Source organism: Colwellia sp. MB3u-4, from assembly GCF_014077065.1.
GTDB lineage: Bacteria > Pseudomonadota > Gammaproteobacteria > Enterobacterales > Alteromonadaceae > Cognaticolwellia.
Map to the genome: position 1 here is coordinate 107,686 of NZ_JACGVE010000088.1, position 20,861 is coordinate 128,546.

Genomic DNA, 20,861 nt, shown 5'->3' on the forward strand with positions numbered 1-20,861 from the left:
CAGTTAAAGAGAGTTACCGTATTTTTGTAACGCTAAATTTTGGGTAAACCATACTTTTTAATTTTGTTAATGATTTCACGGTTTGTTGGTAAAATAGATAAAATTTTATGTGTTTTTTTTATATTATCATTAAATAATTTATCTGCTTTTTCAGCATGACTCACCCTTTTTTTGTGTGCTAATGGCTCAGTGACGAAGTTCATACCATATAAAATATATTGAAAACTAGCAGGCGGAAACATTTCTTCAGTGTGCGTTGCATCATAATGATAGGGTGGTTGATAACGCCATAGGCTTATAAGTTCTTGTAAACTTTTAGGTATACTTTTTTCATTTTTATTATCTAGCCAATAAGCTGAATCAGTTCGCTGACTTAAGACATAATGTAACTTTAAAAAATCAACTACGTTTTCCCAACGATGCAAAAATTTGTCATTAAAACGTTTGGCGATAATATCCATGGTCTGGCGATTCGCAGGCAACTGTTCACTGATCATTTTTGCTGATAGTTCAACTAATGCTAAAGCAGAGGCTTCTAAGGGTTCAATGAAACCTGCAGCCAAACCAATTGCAACACAGTTTTTATGCCAAAATTTTTCTCTGTGTCCAGGATTCAAAGGTATTTTTCGTATCATTACTGAATGAGCAGCATCTTTTCCCATTGAAGGGACTAAGTAATTACGTAATTCTTGTTCTGCTAGATCATGTGATATATGTGCACTGGAATATGTATAGCCAACACCTCGTCGTGTTGGTAGTCCTATATCCCAAACCCAACCTGCGGTTTGGGCTGTAGATGAAGTAAATGATGCAATAGGACTATCACTATTCTCGTAAGGCACATGTACGGCCATTGCAGAATCATTAAATAAAATATTTTTTTTACTAATAAAGGGAATTTTATAATGTTGAGCTAATAATAATGATGATGTCCCAGTGCAGTCAATAAACAAATCGCCGAATATATCACCTTGCTTTTTTGTGGTAATTGACGCTATATCACCTGTTGCAGATGAATTTATTTTAGTGACATGGTCAATAACGTGTTTTACACCTAATTTAACTGTGCAATGTTTTTGTAAAAACTGACCAAATTTACCTGCATCTAAATGGTAACCATAATTGGCTACAAATGAATATTCAGGGGTCGTTATTTGTTTTGGCGCTAAACCGTGAGCACCTAAATGACTTTGCTCAGAAACGGCATCGGCAAAACTAATTTTATCACTGAAGGGTTGCCAATATGATGAAAGATTTATCTCATTAAAACCATTTGGCAAGGTGAAAGGGTGGTAATAGTGCTCATTAGTATTGTTCATCCAGTTCGTAAATTTCGAACCTTGTTTAAAGCTTGCATCACATTCTAGTAAAAATTCAGTTTCAGAAATGCCCATTTTTTGCAATGTACTACGCATTGATGGCCAAGTACCTTCACCAACACCTATAGGTGCAACATCTGCTGATTCAACCAGTGTAATTTCTACCCCTGAATCTTGGTTGGTAGCATGTTCTGCAGCGATAATACCTGCTGTTAGCCAGCCCGCAGAGCCGCCACCAACAATTACTATTTTTTTTAATGGTTGATTCATAAATTTTTTCTTAAATTGCTCATTAAAAGTTGGGTTAGATTTACTAAACTATATCGTGCCTTAATCGGTCTAACAAATGCTATTTACATGATATTGAGACAGCTACAGGTTTTAAAAAATAGTTAATATAACACCCAAGTATTTGTGAAAAATTTATTTCTGTTTGTTGTAAATAATAAAGCCGCATAAATTATTAATTTAGCGGCTTTATTATTTCTAATTAACCAAGGTCATTATTAGAACGTATAACGAGCGCCTAAAGCAAAACGAGCACCCGTTTGAGTGTAATTTAATACTTCATAGCTACTACGACCGCGTGTACGTCTCTTTTCATCAGTAATGTTAATACCGTTGAAGAAAACAGTTAAGCCTTCAACTTGTGGCACATCATAATTTACCGCTAAATCAACTTGGCTGTACTTTTCTACATAAACTGGCGAAGCCCCTACATCTCCTTGGAAATGAGATGCTAGGTATTCATCACGCCAGTTGTAAGCAATACGTATAGAAAAGCCATGCTTCTCGTAGAAACCTACCACGTTAGCCGTGTCACTAATGCCAGTTTCAGCGACTTGATCAGAGTCATAGTTAACGCCATTACCATTAATTGAGCTACCAATAGAGGCATTATCATACGAATTATCAGAGTTAACATAGGTATAGTTAACAATCGTACCAAAACCTGTATCACCAAATAAATGTTGTACGGCAAATTCAACACCGTCAAAACCTGACTCTTCGGTAGAGTTAGCAAATGATGCAATATTAAATTGCACTAATGGATCAACCGGACGACCATTTATTTCTACATTACCACCCACAACATTTACCGCTGGGTCAATAATGTTTTCAGAAATCCACAAGCGTTGAGCCGGACGATCGTTAGGGTCAATACCGGCTGCAAGAGCCTGTTGTACAAACGGACTTGTTAAAGCACCAGGGTTAGTAAGATTATCTTGGGTATAAACTGATTCTGTTCGGATACTTTCGTTAGTAATATCTTTTTGGAAATAACCTAATGAAATATAGCTACCTTCGCCATAATACCATTCTGCCGACAGGTCGAAATTTTTAGCTTCAAGCGGTAATAAACCTGCATCACCTGAGTTACCTGCACCAGGACTATTTACTCGAGCTAAGCCACCTAATGATGTGCCGCCAATCATTTGACCATAACTTGGGCGACCTATCGTTTCGCTGAAAGCGGCACGAAGTATAATATCGTCGGTTACTTCTATATTAAAGTTAATGCTTGGTAATACATGATCATATTTACCCGTTTTGGTCTGAAACTCAGTGCCACCGGATAGAGTTAACGGTAATTCAGTATCACCAACCCAAGTTGTTGCGTTAAAACCAGGAACATTTGATGTGGTTGCAACTTCTGTTTCTTCGTAACGCACACCTAAATGCACATCAAATGGCATGTCGCCTATCTCACCCTCATAATTATACTGGAAGTATACTGCGGTCATTTCTTCTTTGGTATATTGATCGACACCAAGAGCATAATCTGTTGAAGGACAAAAAGATGAGCCACAATCACCAATAATACCTGGTTGTATGGATAACGTATCTTCAGCAATTTGTCTTACGTCAAGAAAGTTAAATTCAAAATAAGTATTTAAAATATCCGGCGCCCAATCAGTGCCAGTAACGTCTACAAAATCACTAAAATTTCCACCACTTTCGTCAAACTGATCTAGAATAGTTCTACGTGTAAAGTTTTCATCTCCAAATGATCCAGGTTCACCTTCACCACCCCAGTTATTACGTTGTACTGTTCTTCTTTGATCACGATTTTCAGCTGTTGTCATGGCTATGCCAAAGTCAATACTGCCCGACTCTTCAAAAATATAAGCACCATCAAACTGATGTTGCTCAATGTGAGAATGATCTTGCTCATTACTAAAAGAACTACCTGTTACTTGCATATCTGACGCCATTACCGCATTACCACCACGTACTGCAAGCGTAGGTAAAACACCCGTGAAGTCAGTAGCTGATGCCGTACGAATAAGTGCTCGTGCCGCTAAGTTGTTATTAGAGCCATACTGATTATTTGGTGTATTTTCAGCATCAGAATCGTGATAATCGTATGATAAGCTCAAACTATTGTTAACTTGCCAATCAAGGTTAAAACCTATTGAAGAGGTTTTATCACGTATCCCATAATCCCCAGAGCCCATCGCTAAATCTGTTGGATCATCATAAACTTCAGAATGTAATAATGGTGAGGCAACATTACCTGGTGTCCATACATCAACAGCATTTCCAGGAGAGGCATACCAAGCTGAAACATTAGCTACTTGTGTATCTTGTTCTTTTTGGATGTAAGTATAATCTAATGTTGCCGTGATGTTTTCCATCGGGCTGTACTGCAATACTAATTGAGCGTTAGTTCTCTCACGTTGTACTTCTTCAAAAGTATAAAAAGTGGTTTGTGGAACAGAATAAACGTCTGGATTTTCAGCACGGTTAAATTGATCACTTTGACCGTTTTCTATAGGACCAAAACGATTATTGCCGTTGATGTCTTGACCATCAGGGTCATAACTTCTCCAACCAGTACTTACACCTGCTTGTTGATTACCACTTTCACGTTCCGAATAACTGGCTGAAAGAGAAATTCCAAAAGTATCATCGGCAAAGGTATTTGAATATAAACCTGATAACTCAGGAGTCGTACCACCTGTCTGTGCTGAGGTATCATTTAAAGCTTGTACACTAACAACTGCGTGCATGCCAGGGTTGTTTAGTGGTTTATTCGTTTTAATGTTAAGTGTTGCACCAATGCCACCCGTAGACATTTTTGCCATCGATGTTTTGTAAACTTCAACACCACTGATGCCTTCCGCTGCAACGTTTGAGAAGTCAAAAGAGCGATCACCTGTTGTATTAGGCATTTGACGGCCATTTAACAAAATTAAGTTGCGGTCTGCACTAAAGCCACGAACACTTACTTTACTGCCCTCACCATTAGAACGGTCAATTGAAACACCCGTAATACGTTGTAATGATTCTGCTAAGTTAGAGTCTGGGAATTTACCTATATCTTCCGCATTAATCGCATCGACAATACCACTTGCAGAGCGCTTAATATCCATTGATTTGATCATACTGCTACGGATCCCCGTAACTTCGATCACTTCAGTTTTATCTTTTGTAACTTCTTCAGCAGCAAAAACTGGCGTTATTGCCGTTACGCCTAAAATTATAGATAAACTTGTAGCAAGTTGAGTTTTTTTAAAAGTAGATTTCTTCATGTATCTCCCCTAGGCATTTCATATTATAATGGTTATATTTTTGGAAGCGCTTCCAGTTTAATTAAAAAAAACAAATTGCAATCAGGAAGCGCTTCCACAATTTAAAATATTTTACTAATAAGGTCAACCGTATTTTAATAAATAAAGTTAACTATTTTAGAGCTTTTACTCGTTAAATTTAAGTTTAAATGTTGTTTAGTTGTTAGATTTAGCATGCATTTATTTATTTGATAGAGGTGACGTTAACTCGCTAATAAAACGCTAACTATATTATTTTAGGCTAGCGATTTACATTTTTCAAATTAACTAACTTGATGTGTTTTTTAAAGCTTGGTGAATAAATTGCACTTTTTTTGCATCAAGTATGTACCAGCGCATTACCCAGGCAACTAATATCGACCCTACAGCAGGAAAAATAGTGAAAGCAGCTAATATGCCTTGTTGCGTGTTAGTGCTTTGTTCTACATCAGCTTGGTAGCCATAATAGGCCAATAACCAACCCGCTAATGCACCGCCAATGGCAACGCCAAGTTTGATGAAAAAAACGATAGCTGAATAAACCATACCCGTTATTCTAACGCCAGTTTTCCAGTGTCCATAATCGATAGTATCAGCCATTTTTGCCCAAAGTAAGGGGGTGGCCATCTGCAGGAAAAAACTCCAAAGAAAGAATAAAGTGAAGGCCATAACGGTTTGTTCACTGCCAACAAAATAACTGATAATACAAATAAAAGCAGCGATTGATTGTAAACAAATATAGGCTTTAATTTTACATACTTTTTTAGATAGTGGTAACGCCAGTGCACAACCTAGAATGCTACCTATCATCCCTAAAGTCATAAACAAGGTGATCAGGTCAGCGCGACCTAAATAATATTTCACATAATAAACCGCCAGTGTGCCGCGCAGTACTTGGCCACTTAATAACAATAATCCAGCTAAGCAAAGAATTCGCCATTGATCATTTTTCCATAAGGCAGACAAATCTTCTTTAAAGCTTGAATTTTGATCTTTTGGCGGGCTGACTCTTTCTTTAGTACCGGCAAAACAAAGCAGAAAAAGCATTAAGCCTAGCAAGCTCATGGCTATCATAGTGTACTGATAGCCTTGTGCTTTATCTCCAGCACCAAACCACTCTACTAATGGCATAGTGCCTGCTGCAACGATTAGACCACCTAACATACCAAAAACAAATCGATATGATTGTACTGATACCCGTTCTTCAGGGTCAGCGGTCAGTACACCACCTAGCGCTGAATAAGGAATGTTTATCGCGGTATAAGCGATCATTAACAAAGTATAAGTAGCAAATGCATAAACGATTTTACCATTGTCAGATAAATCAAAGGTGGTAAAAGCTAAAATACTGATCAGGCAAAAAGGCAGGGCTAGCCATAATAAATAAGGTCTGAATTGTCCCCACTTAGTTTTCGTTCTATCAGCCATCGCCCCCATTAAGGGATCAGTGATTGCATCAAATATTCTAACCACAAGAAAAAGAGTGCCAACAAGTGCAGGAGAAAGACCAACCACATCGGTATAATAAATAAGTAAAAACATCATCACGGTTTGGAAGATGATATTACTGGCTGTGTCGCCTAAACCGTAAGCTATTTTTTCTTTAATTTTCAGCATGTGAATCTCTTTTTTTTTAAATTAATATTCTTCTTATTTTATATACAATGACACTTTACGTTGTTCAATTAACTATTTGATAAATAATTGCTATTTCGTTGATGGATTAAATCACGATAGGCATAACCACTGGCTTTTATTGTTCTTTCTTGGCTTTGATAATCGACATAGACAATACCAAACCTTTTTAAATAGCCTTCAGCCCATTCAAAATTATCCATTAAACTCCAAGCAAAGTAACCTCTTATGTCGACACCTGATTCAATGGCTGTATTTACCGCGTTAAGGTGGCTTTGGTAATAAGCGACTCGGTGAGCATCTTCTACTTTGCCATCTTTGATGCTGTCAGGCATTGCGGCACCATTTTCAGTGATATAAATAGGAGGTAAGGTGTATTTGGCATTTAAAGAAATCAATAAATCAGAAAACCCTGATGGATATATTTCCCAACCCATATCGGTTAATGGAACATCTTTAAGGGTAATTTGAGCGAATATTTCATTTTCATCAGCTTGATATATTGCACGTGTATAATAATTAATACCTAAAAAATCAACAGATTCTGCAATGATGTCCATATCACCTGCAATAATATCAGGCTGTTGTGATAATGGCAGTTGTGAAAGTATTTCTGGATATTGAGCATCAAAAATAGGCTTTATATACCATTGATTAAAATAATCATCAGCGAACTGAGTTGCGGCTATATCCGCTGGGTTTTGGGAAGCAGGGTAGCTAGGGCTAAAATTAAGTACTATGCCATTAAGTGTGTTCGGGCTTAATTTTTTAAGTGATTGCATCGCTAAACCATGAGCAAGTAATAAATGATGAGCTGCCTTTTTGCCAAACTCTTTACCTTTAATACCTGGTGCATGAATGCCAATTTCATAGCCTAAATAAGCGCTACAAAAAGGCTCATTTAACGTAGCATACGAATGCACTCTATTGCCAAATGCTTTAATCACTATTTCGGTATATTTTTGAAATTCGTAAGCCGTTTCTCTGTTTAACCAACCACCTTTATCTTCAAGGTGTTGAGGTAAATCCCAGTGATAAAGCGTAACAAAGGATTTAATGTTTTTCTCAATTAATTTATCTAACAAGGCAATATAAAATGCGATACCTGTTGCATTGATACTGCCATCTTCATTAACAACTCTTCCCCACGAAATAGATAAACGATAAGCATCAACGCCGAGAGATTCAATCATTTCGATGTCTTGAGGCCATTTATGGTAATGATCACAGGCAACGTCTCCATTTGAACCATCGACAATAGTGTTTTCTAAAGAGCAAAATGTATCCCAGATACAGGGCAATCGTTGCTCGATACCGCCCTCGATTTGGAATGAGGCAGTAGCAACACCATAAATAAAATCTGTTGAATTCATTTTTGAGTTATAAGGTAAAGTCAATTTCATAGTTATTTATTCTTAATGATTTATTGTTAGTGGTTTTAGTTAGCGTTAATTATTTTTAGATCTTTCAGTTTTTCATGGTATTTGGAAGCGCTTTCAATTTAGCTCGATTGATATTAAAGGTCAATCTGTTTTCGGTAAATAGTAGGGTAACTAATGCCTGATATAATGATTTTTATGTGATTTAAGTAGCAAAGGGCATGTTTTTTAGTTGACTAGGTCAGTAGCTTGCTACTAGAGATCAATATCCAAAAACGCAAAGCCTAGTTCAATTTTATCAATGTCCTATTTACGCTTGCTTTACGCCAACCGCATGGTTATTCTGCTCTTATTTTTATAGATAACAGATGAAAGAATGAGTATGAAATTACCCTTTACATTTCCGATAATTCTTGACGGTGGTATGGGCCGTGAACTGCAACGTATTGGTGCCCCTTTTCAACAACCAGAATGGTCAGCTCAAGCGTTAATTGAAGCGCCTCATTTTATCTCTCAAGTGCATCGTAGCTTTATTAAGGCCGGTGCTGATATCATTACCACCAATACCTACGCGTTAGTGCCTTTTCATATTGGTGAGAAACGCTTTAACGAACAAGGGGCTGAGCTTATTAAACTAGCCGCTAGGTTAGCACGAGAGTGCGTTAAAGATAATTCAAATTTGTTAGTCGCGGGTTGTATTCCGCCATTGTTAGGCTCTTACCGACCAGATCTTTTTTCAGTGGCTCAAGCGCAGCCCTTGCTTGAGTTATTAATAAAAAATCAGAAGGTTGATGTAGATTTATGGCTAGCCGAAACGATATCATCTATCGCAGAAGCGGCAATGATCAAGGCTCGCACTCTTGTTACTGGCAAACCTACCTGGATTGCCTTTACTGTTAAAGATGAAATATCTACCGAGTCGACTCTACGTTCAGGCGAGTCAGTTTATGATGCCGTTAGCGAAATTGCAGGGCAAAATGTTTCGGCAATATTATTTAATTGTAGCTGTGTCGAAGTAATGCAGACCGCACTTATCACCGCTAAACAGGCGCTATTAGATCAAGGCATTGAACACCAAGTTCAGTTAGGTGTGTACGCTAATAATTTTTCAGTAATTGGTGAACTACACGAAGCGAATAAAAGTAATGGTATTTCTGGTATCAGAGATGATGTTCCACCAGAAAAGTATAGCGAATTTGCCTCATCTTGGCTTAAATCTGGTGCCTCTATTATCGGTGGCTGTTGTGGGGTTTCACCGGCACATATCAAAAAATTAGCTGCACTTAAATAATGTCATCATTTGGAAGACACATATTAAATGTGGAATATTGAATATTAATACTTAATATCTGCCGAGGTACTATTAGTCTTTGTATAACAATCAGCATTGAGCAAAAAGAAAACTGAAAACTGAAGTTTTTTGGTCATATCCTGATAAAACTAAGGCTGAAAGCCTACAATTAGCTAGGTTTTGAGATCGCTAATTGTAGCTCTTACTTAAATAGCACTGATTAGGCTGAGCTTGATAGCAATGAGCATCAGGATAAATCCTGCTACCTTATCAATTTTTTGTTTTTGGCGATTAAAGCGAGGCAATATACTGGTGTGTGATAATAGTAAAGCAACACCGCTGTACCAGATAAAATGTGCCAACATAATGATCAACCCATAGCTTATTTGCATTATTAATGGGGTATCTACCGACACTACTTGGGTAAAAATACTTAAGAAGAAGATAGAGGTTTTAGGGTTTAATATGTTGCAAGTAAAGCCACGACGCAGCGCGATAAAGGCCGAAATATCTGCTGTTTGATGTTTTTGGTCATTATGTAAAGGCTCGGGTGTTGTTAACAACTGCCAAGCAATATAGATAAGATAAGCCGCGCCTAAATATTTGATTGCAGAAAATAACCAGGCTGAACTTGCAATCACCACGACTAAGCCTGCAATTGAATAACTGGCATGAATACAAACAGATAAACACATGCCTAAGCTCATATATAAACCGGCCAAACGACCATTGTAGATACTCGTGCGGGTCACTAACACAAAATCAGCCCCAGGTAACATAGCCATAAAAATAGCGATGGTGCTCACCGCGATAATTTCTGCCATATACGTATTTATTAACAACTCCATATTTACCTCTCATCATTTAACATATGCTCACAGCAGCCAACTCATGACTGCGGATCTATGTTAATCTATGAGATATTTAAAACAATACACATATTTATATAAAGACTTGTGCCTAGTGGACACAAATAAACTCATGCCTTTATTGTCTGATATGGCTATTTTAGTCACTGTGGTTGAGCAGGGGAATTTTAGTAAAGCGGCAAAAAAACTTGGCGTAACACCCTCAGCAGTGAGCCGTCAAATAAGCAGATTAGAAGATGCATTAGGTATCAAACTATTGCAGCGTACAACACGACAACTGGCGTTAACTGAGTCAGGGAAAATAACGTTTGATTACTGTAAACAGATGGTTGAGTCGGCAGAAAAAGCGGTTAATGCCAGTCGTTCTATCACATCGACGGTGAGTGGGTTATTGAGAGTGGCAGCACCAAAATCATTGGCCAATCAGGTATTACGGCCACTTTTTGTTGAGTTTTTAAAACGCTATCCAGACATTCAGTTACATTTAAAAGTAACCGACCGTATTTTAGATCCGATCCATGACGGTGTCGATTTTTTGATTCATATTAATGACTATCCTATTGAAGCTTTGGTCAATGTTAACATTGGCCGTGTTGAACAGGTGTTATGTGCCAGTCCTGATTTTTTAGCCAAGCATGCTCTGCCAAAACATCCCGATGATTTAAAAGATTTACCTTGCATTTGCTTAGGCGAAAATATGACCGACAACCGATGGCGATTTAGCAATGAAAATCATAAAACCACAGTAGAAGTCACGGGATCATATTTACTTAACCATAGTGAAATGCGTCGAGACGCGATTGAACAAGGTTTTGGTATTGGCTCTTTACCCGATTACACTGCGCAGCAAGGGCTTGAAGCGGGAAGGCTGATCCCGTTATTGAAAGACTGGCAGTTACAATGTAGTTATCACGGTGACATTTGTTTGCAGTATGTGCAAAGTAAATGTATGCCCAATAAAAACCGCATGTTTATCGATTTTATGAAAAAAAAGTTACAGATAATTAAATCAGACGGCTAAGTGATTGTCATTAACACACAGCCAGTTTGTCAGTAAAAACGGCTAAGTTATCAGTAAAGTGTTGAAAAGACATAGAAGGATTAACAAGGTGGTTTTCATTTACTTTCGCTGCTGGTGTTAACGATAAACACTTAAGCTCAATGGTTAATATTGCACTTGTACTGGTCTTAAATAAGTTAAGTAAACTTTTAGTCTTCAGTCTTGTCTTTAAAGTCGCATAAGTCTTCAATAATACATGAACCGCATTTTGGTTTGCGAGCTATGCAGGTGTAGCGGCCATGAAGAATTAGCCAATGATGTAAATTAAAGAAAAATTCTGTTTTTCTTGGCGTGTGTTTGATGATGTTTTTTTCTGTTTCTTCTACTGTCTTGCCTTTGGCGTAGCCAGTGCGGTTAGCGACGCGTTGGATATGGGTATCAACGGCAATAAAGTATTTACCCTCATTATCTTTTAGCCAACCAAACCCTGTGTTGAGTACAACATTAGCGGTTTTTCTGCCAACGCCGGGTAGGGCTTCAAGGGCCGCTCTATTTTCAGGCACTTCACCATTATGCAAATCGATTATCATTTGACAGGTTTTAAGGGTATTTACCGCTTTGGTGTTAAATAAACCTATGGTTTTGATGTAAGACTTCAAGCCGTCAAGACCAAGGTCAAGTAGTGCTTGTGGTGTATTAGCGACAGGATAAAGTTTGTCAGTGGCTTTGTTGACACTGACATCAGTGGCTTGAGCGGATAATAACACCGCAATTAATAACTCAAAAGCACTGGAGAAATTAAGCTCTGTGGTTGGGCTTGGGTCGTTGTCTCGCAACCGCGTTAACATGGTTAATCGTGTTGCTTTATTCATCAGAGATATTTTTTATTGTTTTCATTTAGGTATGCTTATTTAGGTATTCTTATTTAAGTGTGCTTAGTTAATTTTCAAAGTTTACACGAACACGTTCAATCGCTTGTTCTAATTTTTTAGGCTTTGCTTGTGCTACTTTATGATCAATAACATTTTTCCCTGCGATTAAAAAGCCCATGGCAATAAAGGCACCTGGCGGTAATATCATCAATAGAAACTGGCTATCAAGCTGGTAAATCTCTACTCTCAATCCTGTGGCCCATTGCCCTAAAAGCAGGTTTGCGCCATCAAATAATGTACCTTGACCTAAAACTTCACGTATTGCCCCTAAGACAACTAATACGGCTAAGAAACCAAGCCCCATCATTAAGCCATCAAAACTAGATTGCTTAATGGGATTTTTAGAGGCGTAGGCTTCTGCCCGACCAATAATAGCGCAATTAGTGACGATGAGCGGCAGAAAAATGCCTAACGACTGGTATAAGTCGTAAGTAAACGCGTTCATCAGCAACTGCACACAGGTAACAAAAGTGGCAATAATAAGCACGAAAATTGGAATACGGATTTCTTTGGGCACCCATTGTCTGATGGCTGAGACGGTGACGTTTGAACAAATCAGGACAAACATGGTTGCTATGCCTAAGCCTAAAGCGTTAACAACCGTTGAGGTTACCGCCAATAAGGGACAAAGGCCAAGCAACTGTACCAAGCCCGGGTTGTTTTTCCATAAACCTTGCCAAGCTAATGCTTTATATTCTGGATTTATTTTCATTGGTCCACTCCACAGTTACTGGCGGTATTAAAAATGACTTTTTGATTAGCTTGAAAGTAGTCAATGGTTTTTCTAACTGTTTTTACTACAGCTCTGGGGGTAATGGTAGCTCCGGTAAACTGGTCAAACATACCACCGTCTTTTTTAACCGCCCAGCGATTATCGTTTTTCTCTAAGACTTTTTTTCCAGCAAATGTTGTTATCCAGTCACTTTTTCTGAGTTCTATTTTATCACCTAAACCGGGTGTTTCTTTATGTAATAATGTTCTAACGCCACTCACACTGCCATCAATGTTGAGCGCAATTAACAATTCAATATTGCCACTGTAGCCGTCGGGTGCCACTGTTTTAATGGCAGCAGCTGTCGGCATGTTATTTAATCGCGCCCGGTAAATTACATCGATTAACAACTCTGTGTCCTTGCCCGTAGGCGCTATAATACAGTCACGGAACATTTCATTATCATGGCTATCTTTTTGAATAACTTGGTTTAATTGCTGAATTAATTGTTGTTGAGACTGAAGTTCAATGCGATCTTCTGTCAGTAGCTGCACTAAAGCAACGGTCGCCGTACAGGCTACCGCGAATAAGGCTAATATTTTTGAGTTTTTACTTATTGCAGGCGTTAACTCAGACATTATTTTTTCACTCCTAAGTCGTGGCCATAAGTGCGAGGGCGGGTGTATTGATCAATTAAAGGCGCAGACATATTACAGAGTAAAACCGCAAAGGCGACAGCATCAGGATAGCCACCAAACTTTCTGATCAGAAAAACTAATAAGCCAGCCAGTGCGCCAAAGACGAGTCGACCTTTAACGCTCGTTGCACCAGAAACAGGGTCGGTCAGAATGAAAAATGCCCCTAGCATGGTTGCGCCAGTAAACCAGTGAAACATAGTTGAGGCATTGCTATCAGGACTAATCATAAAGGCAATGAAACTACAAACAAATAAACTTAATAGAAAACTTACGGGTGTGCTCCAAGGAATGGCTTTTTTACTCAATAAGAATAAGCCACCAAGTAAAAAGCCGGCATTGATCCATTCCCAACCCACGCCAAAATGTTTACCTATAGTTGGCGCTTGCATACTCTCAACTACCGTTAACCCTAAAGTCATATTAGTTTTAACCGTATCTAGTGGGGTCGCCATGGTAAAACCATCGATGTGCGTACGAATTTGCTCAACTGAGTAACCTTGTGGTGTATAGCCAGAAAAAATAACGGAAAGCGTGTCAGTTAATTGTATATCCATGGCCAGTAATGATAGTGGTGGTTGCCACTGAGTCATTTGCAGCGGAAATGAAATCAGCAGCATTACATAGGCCGCCATGGCTGGATTGAAAGGGTTATGTCCTAAACCACCATAGAGTTGTTTAACCAGTGCAATCGCAAAAACGCTACCAATAACTGATATCCACCAAGGGGCTAAGGCAGGTAAACTTATACCCAGTAAAACAGCGGTTAATATGGCGCTACCATCAAATAACTGGGGCGTTATTTTTTTATTTCTTAATGATAGTACCGTAAACTCAGCGATAATTGCGGCGGCTACTGCTAAAGAAATATGAATTAAGTTACCCCAGCCAAAGAAGTACCATTGCGCAAATATCCCTGGAATGGTGGCATAAATCACCAGCCTCATTAGGCTTGATGTTTCATTTTGTTGATGATTGTGCGGTGAACTTGCTATCCAAAAGGCCATGGTACTTAATTACTCTGAAGTTGTTGATTTGTTGGATGAAGCGGCTAGTTTTTTCGCCTTTGCTTTAGCCACTACTGCCGCTACGCGCGCTTTTTTAGTTGCCGCAATATCCGCTTGTGCTGCTGTATTACTGTCTTGCATAACATCAATGTTAGCGGGCGTTGTTGATGGCTCGGCACGGTCAAACGATGTTTCAGCCGCTAAACTTGCTGCTGTTTTAGCTTTAGCTTTAGCCTTTGCTTTCGCGATTGCAGCGGCCACTTTCGCCTTTTTATTTAGTGCTTGAGTGGCTTTGTCATCTGAATCTGATGCTAAGTTAACTACCTCAAGGGGAAGTGCTTTTGTTGTTGCGTCAACCTGAGCAATAGGGCTGTCTGATATTGTTTCTGCTTGAGGTTTATTTTCGTTTGCTTTTGCTTTTGCAATAGCTACGTCAACCTTAGCTTTTTTATCAATGACAACCGGCGCTGCTTGCGATGAGCTTGGTGACTCGTTGTTTTGCAGCGTATCTAACGACTCTATTTGTGCTTGGTTTTTCTGTGCTATTTTTTTCGCTTTTGCTCTTGCAATAGCATTGGCCACTTGGCTTTTACTCTCGTCAACTGGTACAACTGATTCAGCAGTCATCTCGACAGTACTGGTAACAGAACCTTCTGCAGTATTTTGCTTTAGGCTGGCTTGAGCTTTTTTTGCTTTTACCCGAGCAAGTGCGTCTGCTACTGCAGATTTCTCTGATTTTGCTGCACTTGTATCTGTATTCATTCTGGCTTTGCGCGCCTCGGCAGCTTTTTTATGTTTTTCTACTCGGGCAACTTTTTCGCGTTCAAGTCTTTGCTTACGCGCTTCAAATCTAACTTTGGCTTTTTCAGCTTTGATATCGAGTAATTTTTGTTGACGTATTTCAGCTTTGGCAACACGATAATAATGCACTAAAGGTATTTGGCTTGGGCAAACGTAAGCACAAGCACCACATTCAATACAGTCAAATAGATTAAGCTTTGTCAGTTGTGCCTGATCTTTTGCTTTCGCACTCCATAGTAATTCTTGTGGTAGCAATTGTGCAGGGCATACATCGGCACATTGACCACAACGAATACACTCAACCTCTTTACTACTCGTTGACGAAAAGGGTGAGGCTATTTCAATTTCACTAGGCGCTAAAATACAGTTGGTGGTTTTTATCACCGGAACTTGATCATGAGGTAAACTAAAACCCATCATAGGGCCACCCATGATTAAATGCCTATTTTGACTATTTTTGTAGCCACATTGATCCGTTAAAAAACCAACGGGAGTGCCAATAAGTGCCCAAATATTTTGTGGTTTTTCTAGCGCTTGGCCGCTAACGGTAACAACGCGTTTGATCAGTGGTGTGTCATTGATAACGGCGTCAGCAATAGCAAAGCAGGTGGCAACGTTCTGCATCACTATACCCAACGAGCTTGGTAAAACGCCACTAGGGACTTCTTGACCGGTTAATATTTGTATCAGTTGTTTTTCACCACCACTTGGGTATTTCGTTGGAATAACACAAACGTCGATATGGTCAATATCTGCCGTGGCTTTTTTTAAGGCTGCAATGGCCTTAGTTTTATTTTCTTCGATACCGATAAGAATGTTTTTTGGAGTTAATAAATGGTCAAGAATTTTAATGCCATCTAGAATGGTTGGGCTATGTTCTTGAAGCAATAAATCATCAGCAGTGATATAAGGCTCACACTCAGCAGCATTGATAATTAAGTAATCTATTTTAGCTAAGGTGCTTACTTTGACCTGTGTTGGAAAGCCTGCGCCTCCCATACCAGAAATACCTGCATTAGCTATTTTCTCTAATATTTGCGTTTTGCTTAATGAGTGAAAATCAGGACAAATATGACGCTGTTTCCAAGTGTCTTCTCCGTCAGGTGTTAATATAATGCAAGCTTCACTTAAACCAGAAGGGTGAGGGATCGCCATTGACTTAATGGCCGTGATTGTACCACTCGTAGGGGCGTGAATCGGCACCGACATTGGGCTATCACAATCACTTAATATTTGCCCTTTAAGCACCTTGTCGCCGACTTTGACCATGACATTACCTGCCTGGCCAATATGTTGACGAATAGGGATAATCAACTGTTCAGGAATTTGCGCACTGGCAATGGGTTTGGAGCAGGTGAGAAATTTTTGCTCAGGCGGATGTATGCCGCCATGAAACTGCGAAAAATTTCCTCGTTTTATACGTTCAATTACCGATTCCACCCAAACCTCGTCTTAATTTATTTGTACTACAGGTATACTATCTAAATCCCATTGCCAGTTTTGTGTTGTTGTGGCAACTGAGATCATCTCTATACAATCTACTGGGCACGGTGCAACACATAAGTCGCAACCGGTGCACTCATCAGCAATGATAGTGTGCATTTGTTTGGTTGTGCCTATAATGGCATCAACCGGACAGGCTTGAATGCACTTGGTACAGCCAATACAGTCTTCTTCAATAATAAAAGCGACTTTAGGGGAGTTATCTGCTTCATGATTCTCATCTAAAGGCTGAACTTCCACCCCCATTAAATCAGCAATTTTTTTAATGGTGTCTTCACCACCTGGCGCGCATTTGTTTATAGCTTCACCATTAGCAACGGCTTCTGCATATGGTTTACAACCAGGGTAACCACATTGGCCACATTGTGTTTGTGGCAGCAGTGCATCTAACTGTTCAGCCAGTGGATCACCTTGTACTTTAAACCGCACTGAAGCGAAACCTAACAAGGCACCAAATAAGGCGGCAAGAACACCCAGTACTAATATTGCGATGATTGTATTCATTAAAACTTAACCAATCCTGTAAAACCCATAAATGCTAATGACATTAAACCTGCGGTGATCATGGCAATAGCTGAGCCTTTAAATGGCGCTGGTACATCGGCATTAGCCAGTTTTTCCCGCATAGCTGAAAACATGATTAATACTAAAGAAAAGCCGACAGCGGCGCCAAAACCATAAATGATAGATTCGAAAAAATTATGTTGCTCATAAAGATTTAATAGCGCAACACCAAGTACGGCGCAGTTAGTGGTGATCAGTGGCAGAAAAATACCTAACAAGCGATATAAGTTTGCACTGGTTTTATGCACAACCATTTCAGTAAATTGCACGACAACGGCAATCACTAAAATAAAGGTCATTGTGGTTAAATATTCTAAACCTAAGGGCGCTAGAATATAACTATTGACGATGTAGCTCAGTAACGAAGCTAGCGTCATAACAAATGTTGTCGCAAACGACATACCTATGGCAGTTTCAGTGCGAGACGACACGCCCATAAATGGGCATAAGCCTAGGAATTTAACCAAAACAAAGTTATTTACTAATACTGTGCCAACAAGTAGCAAGAGATAATCAGTCATTTGATCAATATATTACTGTGGAAATTCGCGCTATTATCCGTGTTTATCTGGCAATAAACAACATACGAACCGTAAGGATATTCATTTTAATGTGTGGTTAATTACTTGTGGTGAAAAAAACCGAGTAAAGTTAAACAATGAAGCCACAAGTTAATGGCTTTTAAAATTAGATGAAAAAATAAAAAGCCACAGTATTTCAGTGGCTCTAGTTAAGGTTGCTTAATCCACTACACCAAAGAAATAGCTCTGGGCTTACCAATATAGAAACCCTGACAGCCATCAACAAATAGTTTTTCAAGCATAAATTTTTCTTCTTGGGTTTCAACGCTTTCTGCCAATACACTAACACTTAATCTGTGTGCTAAATCTACCATCAAACGCATAAAATATTGATTATTTTTGTCTTCGTCAATATCTCGAGTGTAAGTGCTATCCATTTTAATAAAGTCAGGCTTTAAATCTCTAAAAAATTTAAATGAAGTTAAGCCAATACCAAAACGTTCAACGGTAATTCTGGCGCCAACTCGGTGGATCATATCAATAAATTTTTTGCTGGTTTTTATATTTTGTTGTAAGCCACTTTCAGTAATTTCAAACACCAGTTTTGAGGCAATGGCGGTATCGCGCAAAAGCCGTCTTTCTAGCCAAATAACGAAATGACCGTCGTTTATCGAACGAGCACTAATATTAATACCAAAGAAATGATTTTGCATATTTCTATCCTCAATTTCTTTTATTACAGTCTCTATAATCATCTGGTCAACAGCAGCAATTTTGTCGAGCTTTTCAGCCATAGCGAAGAAAGAAGCCGTGGGAAGCATATCGTCATTACTATTTAAAAAACGAGCCAAAACTTCTGAGTATACCCGGTTGTTAGGGCTGCTGGGCTTAATCGACTGGACAAGTAAATTAACTCTTTGGTTTTCAATAACACTATCAATTTCTTGCCGCCAATGTTGATTGCCATAACTCGCGCTGATGTTGTATAAAATGCTACTGTCAGCTTGGGCATACCAAGCATTAACGCTTTTGGTTTGGGCGACACTAATGCCAGTATCAGCTAACGCTAAAAGTTCACCTACAGGTTTGTTATCATTAAAATAAACCAAACCTGTATAGCCAATAGAGTCTAAATCTGACGTATGTTGATATTCATTAAAACTTGCCGTTAGGTCTGCCGCAAATGTTTCTGCGCTTTTTAAGCTCACATTGGGGATTAATGTCGCAAAGTCAGAACTATTTAAACGAAAAACTTGCGCACCTCTATATCGACTGATGGCATTTTTCATTATGTCAGCCACCTTGCGGATATAATTATCACCTTCATGATAACCGTGCACTTGATTAATGGTTTGTAATTCAGAGCAACGAGTAATCGACAAAACCCCGAAATCAGAACGGCTATCTGCATTTTCAAAAAATTGAATAAAACAGTTACGATTTTCTAATTTAGTTACTGGGTCGATGTAGGCATCTTTTTCTAATAAGGCTGTTGCGCTAGTTTTTTTAGCAAGCAGTGTTTTGAGTTCAGTTAAATTTTGCTGAATTTCAGGTAAATCAATTATATTATCTTTAACCTCATCAGGGTCATCTTGACCGGAAATGATAAGGTTAAGGTCTTGCTTTATTTGCTCACAAATATTTTGAGTTAATCGACGATAGCGTGCAAGGCTAAATGAGGTTGCAATAAAAATGAATAAAATACTTAATACAAACACCGATAATACCGCTTTACGTAAAAAGACTACCGCATGATTGGCATCTAATTGATATCGTATCGTTAACGCTGAATTAGGCAATTTCACTTGGCTAATAGGCGCCAGTATCAAGTCGGCAAACTGCATAGGCTCTTGTTGCTGATTAATAATGATGGCACCCTCATTATTAGCAATATTGATAAATTGGTAACGGTTGAACCTTGATACTTGCTTGGCAAAGGTTGCACTGTCGCCAGGTTTTATCTCTTGGTCTACAGTGAGTAATGTCTGCTGGTGTTGAATTTGTTGCTCAGAAATTTGAAAGGCCAATAGCAAAGTACAGCTAATTGCTATGCTAGCAATGAAGCCCAAAGCAAAGAGAAAATTTCTTAAAAGTAATTGAGAATATCTATACATATAATTCCAGAATGCCGGTATGTGCCGCTGTAATGATCACAAGTTAAGTGTTGCGAATGATTTTTAACATGAATTAGAGTAATTTACTAACTATCTGATTATGCCGCAATAATTATTATACTCATCTCGGTGAAGTTTGTAGTAATTTTTTTCGCTAGGGCGCGCTTAGCTTACTACTTTAGCCTTATAGTGTTTAAGAAAATTAACTTGCTATCAAAATAGCTATTCTATATAATACGCGCAGCTTGAATGTAGCAATATTTCACTGAATAGATTTTTATCGCAATTAGGTAAAACTTCTAAGATATTGTTATACAGAACCAAGAGAGTTATTGCTTGGTTTACATCGTGGGTTCAGTGAATAAGCCCCGCGTAATGGGGCTTTTTTGTATCTTAACTATGTGAAAAGGTGCAATAGCAGCAAGGTATATCGCTGGGCTTTATGCCCTTTTTTTGTTTCTGGACTCTTCCAAATTGGAGAAAATGATTGGCTAAATTTGAACACAAACTCACCGCAATGTTACGTCCTGCCGTTGAAGAAACGGGTAAGGAGTTATTAGGCGTTGAATTTCATAGCGCGGGTAACCACTCGGTTTTACGAATATTTATCGACCATGAAAATGGTATCGATGTTGATGACTGTGCTGAAGTCAGTCGTCAAGTAGGGGCTATGCTAGACGTAGAAGACCCAATCAGTAGTGAATATAGCTTAGAAGTTTCATCACCCGGGCTTGATCGCCCGCTTTTTGATAAAGCGCACTTCGAAGCGGTTGTTGATGAAACGGTAGAAGTAAAAATTTCAATGCCATTGAATGGCCGTCGGAAATTCAAAGGTAAATTAGTTACTGTTGAAAACGACAGTTTAATTGTCATGGTTGATAACGAAGAATATGAACTTGTTATCAGTAACATAGATAAGGCTCACCTTGTTTATAACCATCGTAAATAAATTTAAAATACTGAGA

16 protein-coding genes are annotated in these 20,861 nt (G+C 38.7%); 3 read left to right on the top strand and 13 right to left on the bottom strand.

All coding sequences use genetic code 11. The annotated features are described in order from the left end of the window. Positions 1-32 precede the first annotated feature (32 nt). The 4 genes from H4J61_RS14710 to H4J61_RS14725 all read right to left on the bottom strand — a co-directional run bounded on the left by H4J61_RS14710 (position 33) and on the right by H4J61_RS14725 (position 7,911). The gene (locus H4J61_RS14710; protein ID WP_182185764.1) at positions 33-1,589 is read right to left on the bottom strand and encodes a tryptophan halogenase family protein; all 1,557 of its coding nucleotides are present in this window, start codon (positions 1,587-1,589) and stop codon (positions 33-35) included. A gap of 236 nt (positions 1,590-1,825) precedes the next feature. Beyond that, a complete protein-coding gene (locus tag H4J61_RS14715) occupies positions 1,826-4,855 on the bottom strand; it encodes a TonB-dependent receptor (RefSeq protein WP_182185767.1) in 3,030 nt (1,009 codons plus the stop codon). 306 nt (positions 4,856-5,161) lie between these two features. After that, on the bottom strand, positions 5,162-6,490 hold the full coding sequence (locus H4J61_RS14720) for a glycoside-pentoside-hexuronide (GPH):cation symporter (RefSeq protein ID WP_182185769.1): 1,329 nt from the start codon (positions 6,488-6,490) through the stop codon (positions 5,162-5,164). Between the two features lie 68 nt (positions 6,491-6,558). Then, positions 6,559-7,911 carry a GH1 family beta-glucosidase gene (locus H4J61_RS14725; RefSeq protein WP_182185771.1) on the bottom strand — a complete coding sequence of 451 codons (1,353 nt, stop codon included), beginning with the start codon at positions 7,909-7,911 and terminating at the stop codon, positions 6,559-6,561. Between the two features lie 358 nt (positions 7,912-8,269). Here H4J61_RS14725 and H4J61_RS14730 point away from each other — a divergent pair, with 358 nt between their 5' ends. Then, positions 8,270-9,178, top strand: a complete 909-nt coding sequence (locus H4J61_RS14730) for a homocysteine S-methyltransferase family protein (protein ID WP_182185773.1) — start codon at positions 8,270-8,272, stop codon at positions 9,176-9,178. 206 nt (positions 9,179-9,384) lie between these two features. On the opposite strand, the gene H4J61_RS14735 is transcribed toward H4J61_RS14730, so the two are convergent. After that, positions 9,385-10,026 (bottom strand): LysE family translocator, encoded by a 642-nt coding sequence (locus H4J61_RS14735; protein WP_182185776.1) that lies wholly within the window; start codon positions 10,024-10,026, stop codon positions 9,385-9,387. Between the two features lie 115 nt (positions 10,027-10,141). On the opposite strand from H4J61_RS14735, the gene H4J61_RS14740 reads away from it, so the two are divergent. Next, positions 10,142-11,068, top strand: coding sequence for a LysR family transcriptional regulator (locus H4J61_RS14740; RefSeq protein WP_182185778.1), 927 nt, complete (start codon positions 10,142-10,144; stop codon positions 11,066-11,068). A 188-nt stretch (positions 11,069-11,256) separates the two neighbouring features. Here the strand turns inward: H4J61_RS14740 and nth are convergent, their stop codons facing one another. From nth to H4J61_RS14780, 8 genes are all read right to left on the bottom strand, one after another. Then, positions 11,257-11,919 carry an endonuclease III gene (nth, locus tag H4J61_RS14745; RefSeq protein WP_182185780.1) on the bottom strand — a complete coding sequence of 221 codons (663 nt, stop codon included), beginning with the start codon at positions 11,917-11,919 and terminating at the stop codon, positions 11,257-11,259. A 67-nt stretch (positions 11,920-11,986) separates the two neighbouring features. Beyond that, complete coding sequence (locus H4J61_RS14750; protein WP_182185782.1) at positions 11,987-12,691, bottom strand: electron transport complex subunit E; 705 nt, start codon at positions 12,689-12,691, stop codon at positions 11,987-11,989. Continuing rightward, complete coding sequence (gene rsxG / locus H4J61_RS14755) at positions 12,688-13,329, bottom strand: electron transport complex subunit RsxG (protein ID WP_182185784.1); 642 nt, start codon at positions 13,327-13,329, stop codon at positions 12,688-12,690. Before rsxG ends, H4J61_RS14750 begins: the two co-directional genes overlap by 4 nt. Continuing rightward, positions 13,329-14,393, bottom strand: coding sequence for an electron transport complex subunit RsxD (gene rsxD, locus H4J61_RS14760; protein WP_182185786.1), 1,065 nt, complete (start codon positions 14,391-14,393; stop codon positions 13,329-13,331). Before rsxD ends, rsxG begins: the two co-directional genes overlap by 1 nt. A 9-nt stretch (positions 14,394-14,402) precedes the next feature. After that, a complete protein-coding gene (gene rsxC, locus H4J61_RS14765) occupies positions 14,403-16,634 on the bottom strand; it encodes an electron transport complex subunit RsxC (RefSeq protein WP_182185788.1) in 2,232 nt (743 codons plus the stop codon). 12 nt (positions 16,635-16,646) lie between these two features. Further along, positions 16,647-17,201: an electron transport complex subunit RsxB gene (gene rsxB / locus H4J61_RS14770; protein WP_182137679.1), complete on the bottom strand. Its 555-nt coding sequence runs from the start codon at positions 17,199-17,201 to the stop codon at positions 16,647-16,649. Next, positions 17,201-17,782 carry an electron transport complex subunit RsxA gene (gene rsxA / locus H4J61_RS14775; protein ID WP_081153075.1) on the bottom strand — a complete coding sequence of 194 codons (582 nt, stop codon included), beginning with the start codon at positions 17,780-17,782 and terminating at the stop codon, positions 17,201-17,203. Before rsxA ends, rsxB begins: the two co-directional genes overlap by 1 nt. A gap of 227 nt (positions 17,783-18,009) precedes the next feature. Continuing rightward, the gene (locus H4J61_RS14780; protein WP_182185791.1) at positions 18,010-19,896 is read right to left on the bottom strand and encodes an EAL domain-containing protein; all 1,887 of its coding nucleotides are present in this window, start codon (positions 19,894-19,896) and stop codon (positions 18,010-18,012) included. Between the two features lie 487 nt (positions 19,897-20,383). Between H4J61_RS14780 and rimP the strand changes: the two genes are divergently transcribed. Then, positions 20,384-20,845, top strand: coding sequence for a ribosome maturation factor RimP (gene rimP / locus H4J61_RS14785; protein ID WP_146878039.1), 462 nt, complete (start codon positions 20,384-20,386; stop codon positions 20,843-20,845). The last annotated feature ends 16 nt before the right edge of the window (positions 20,846-20,861 follow it).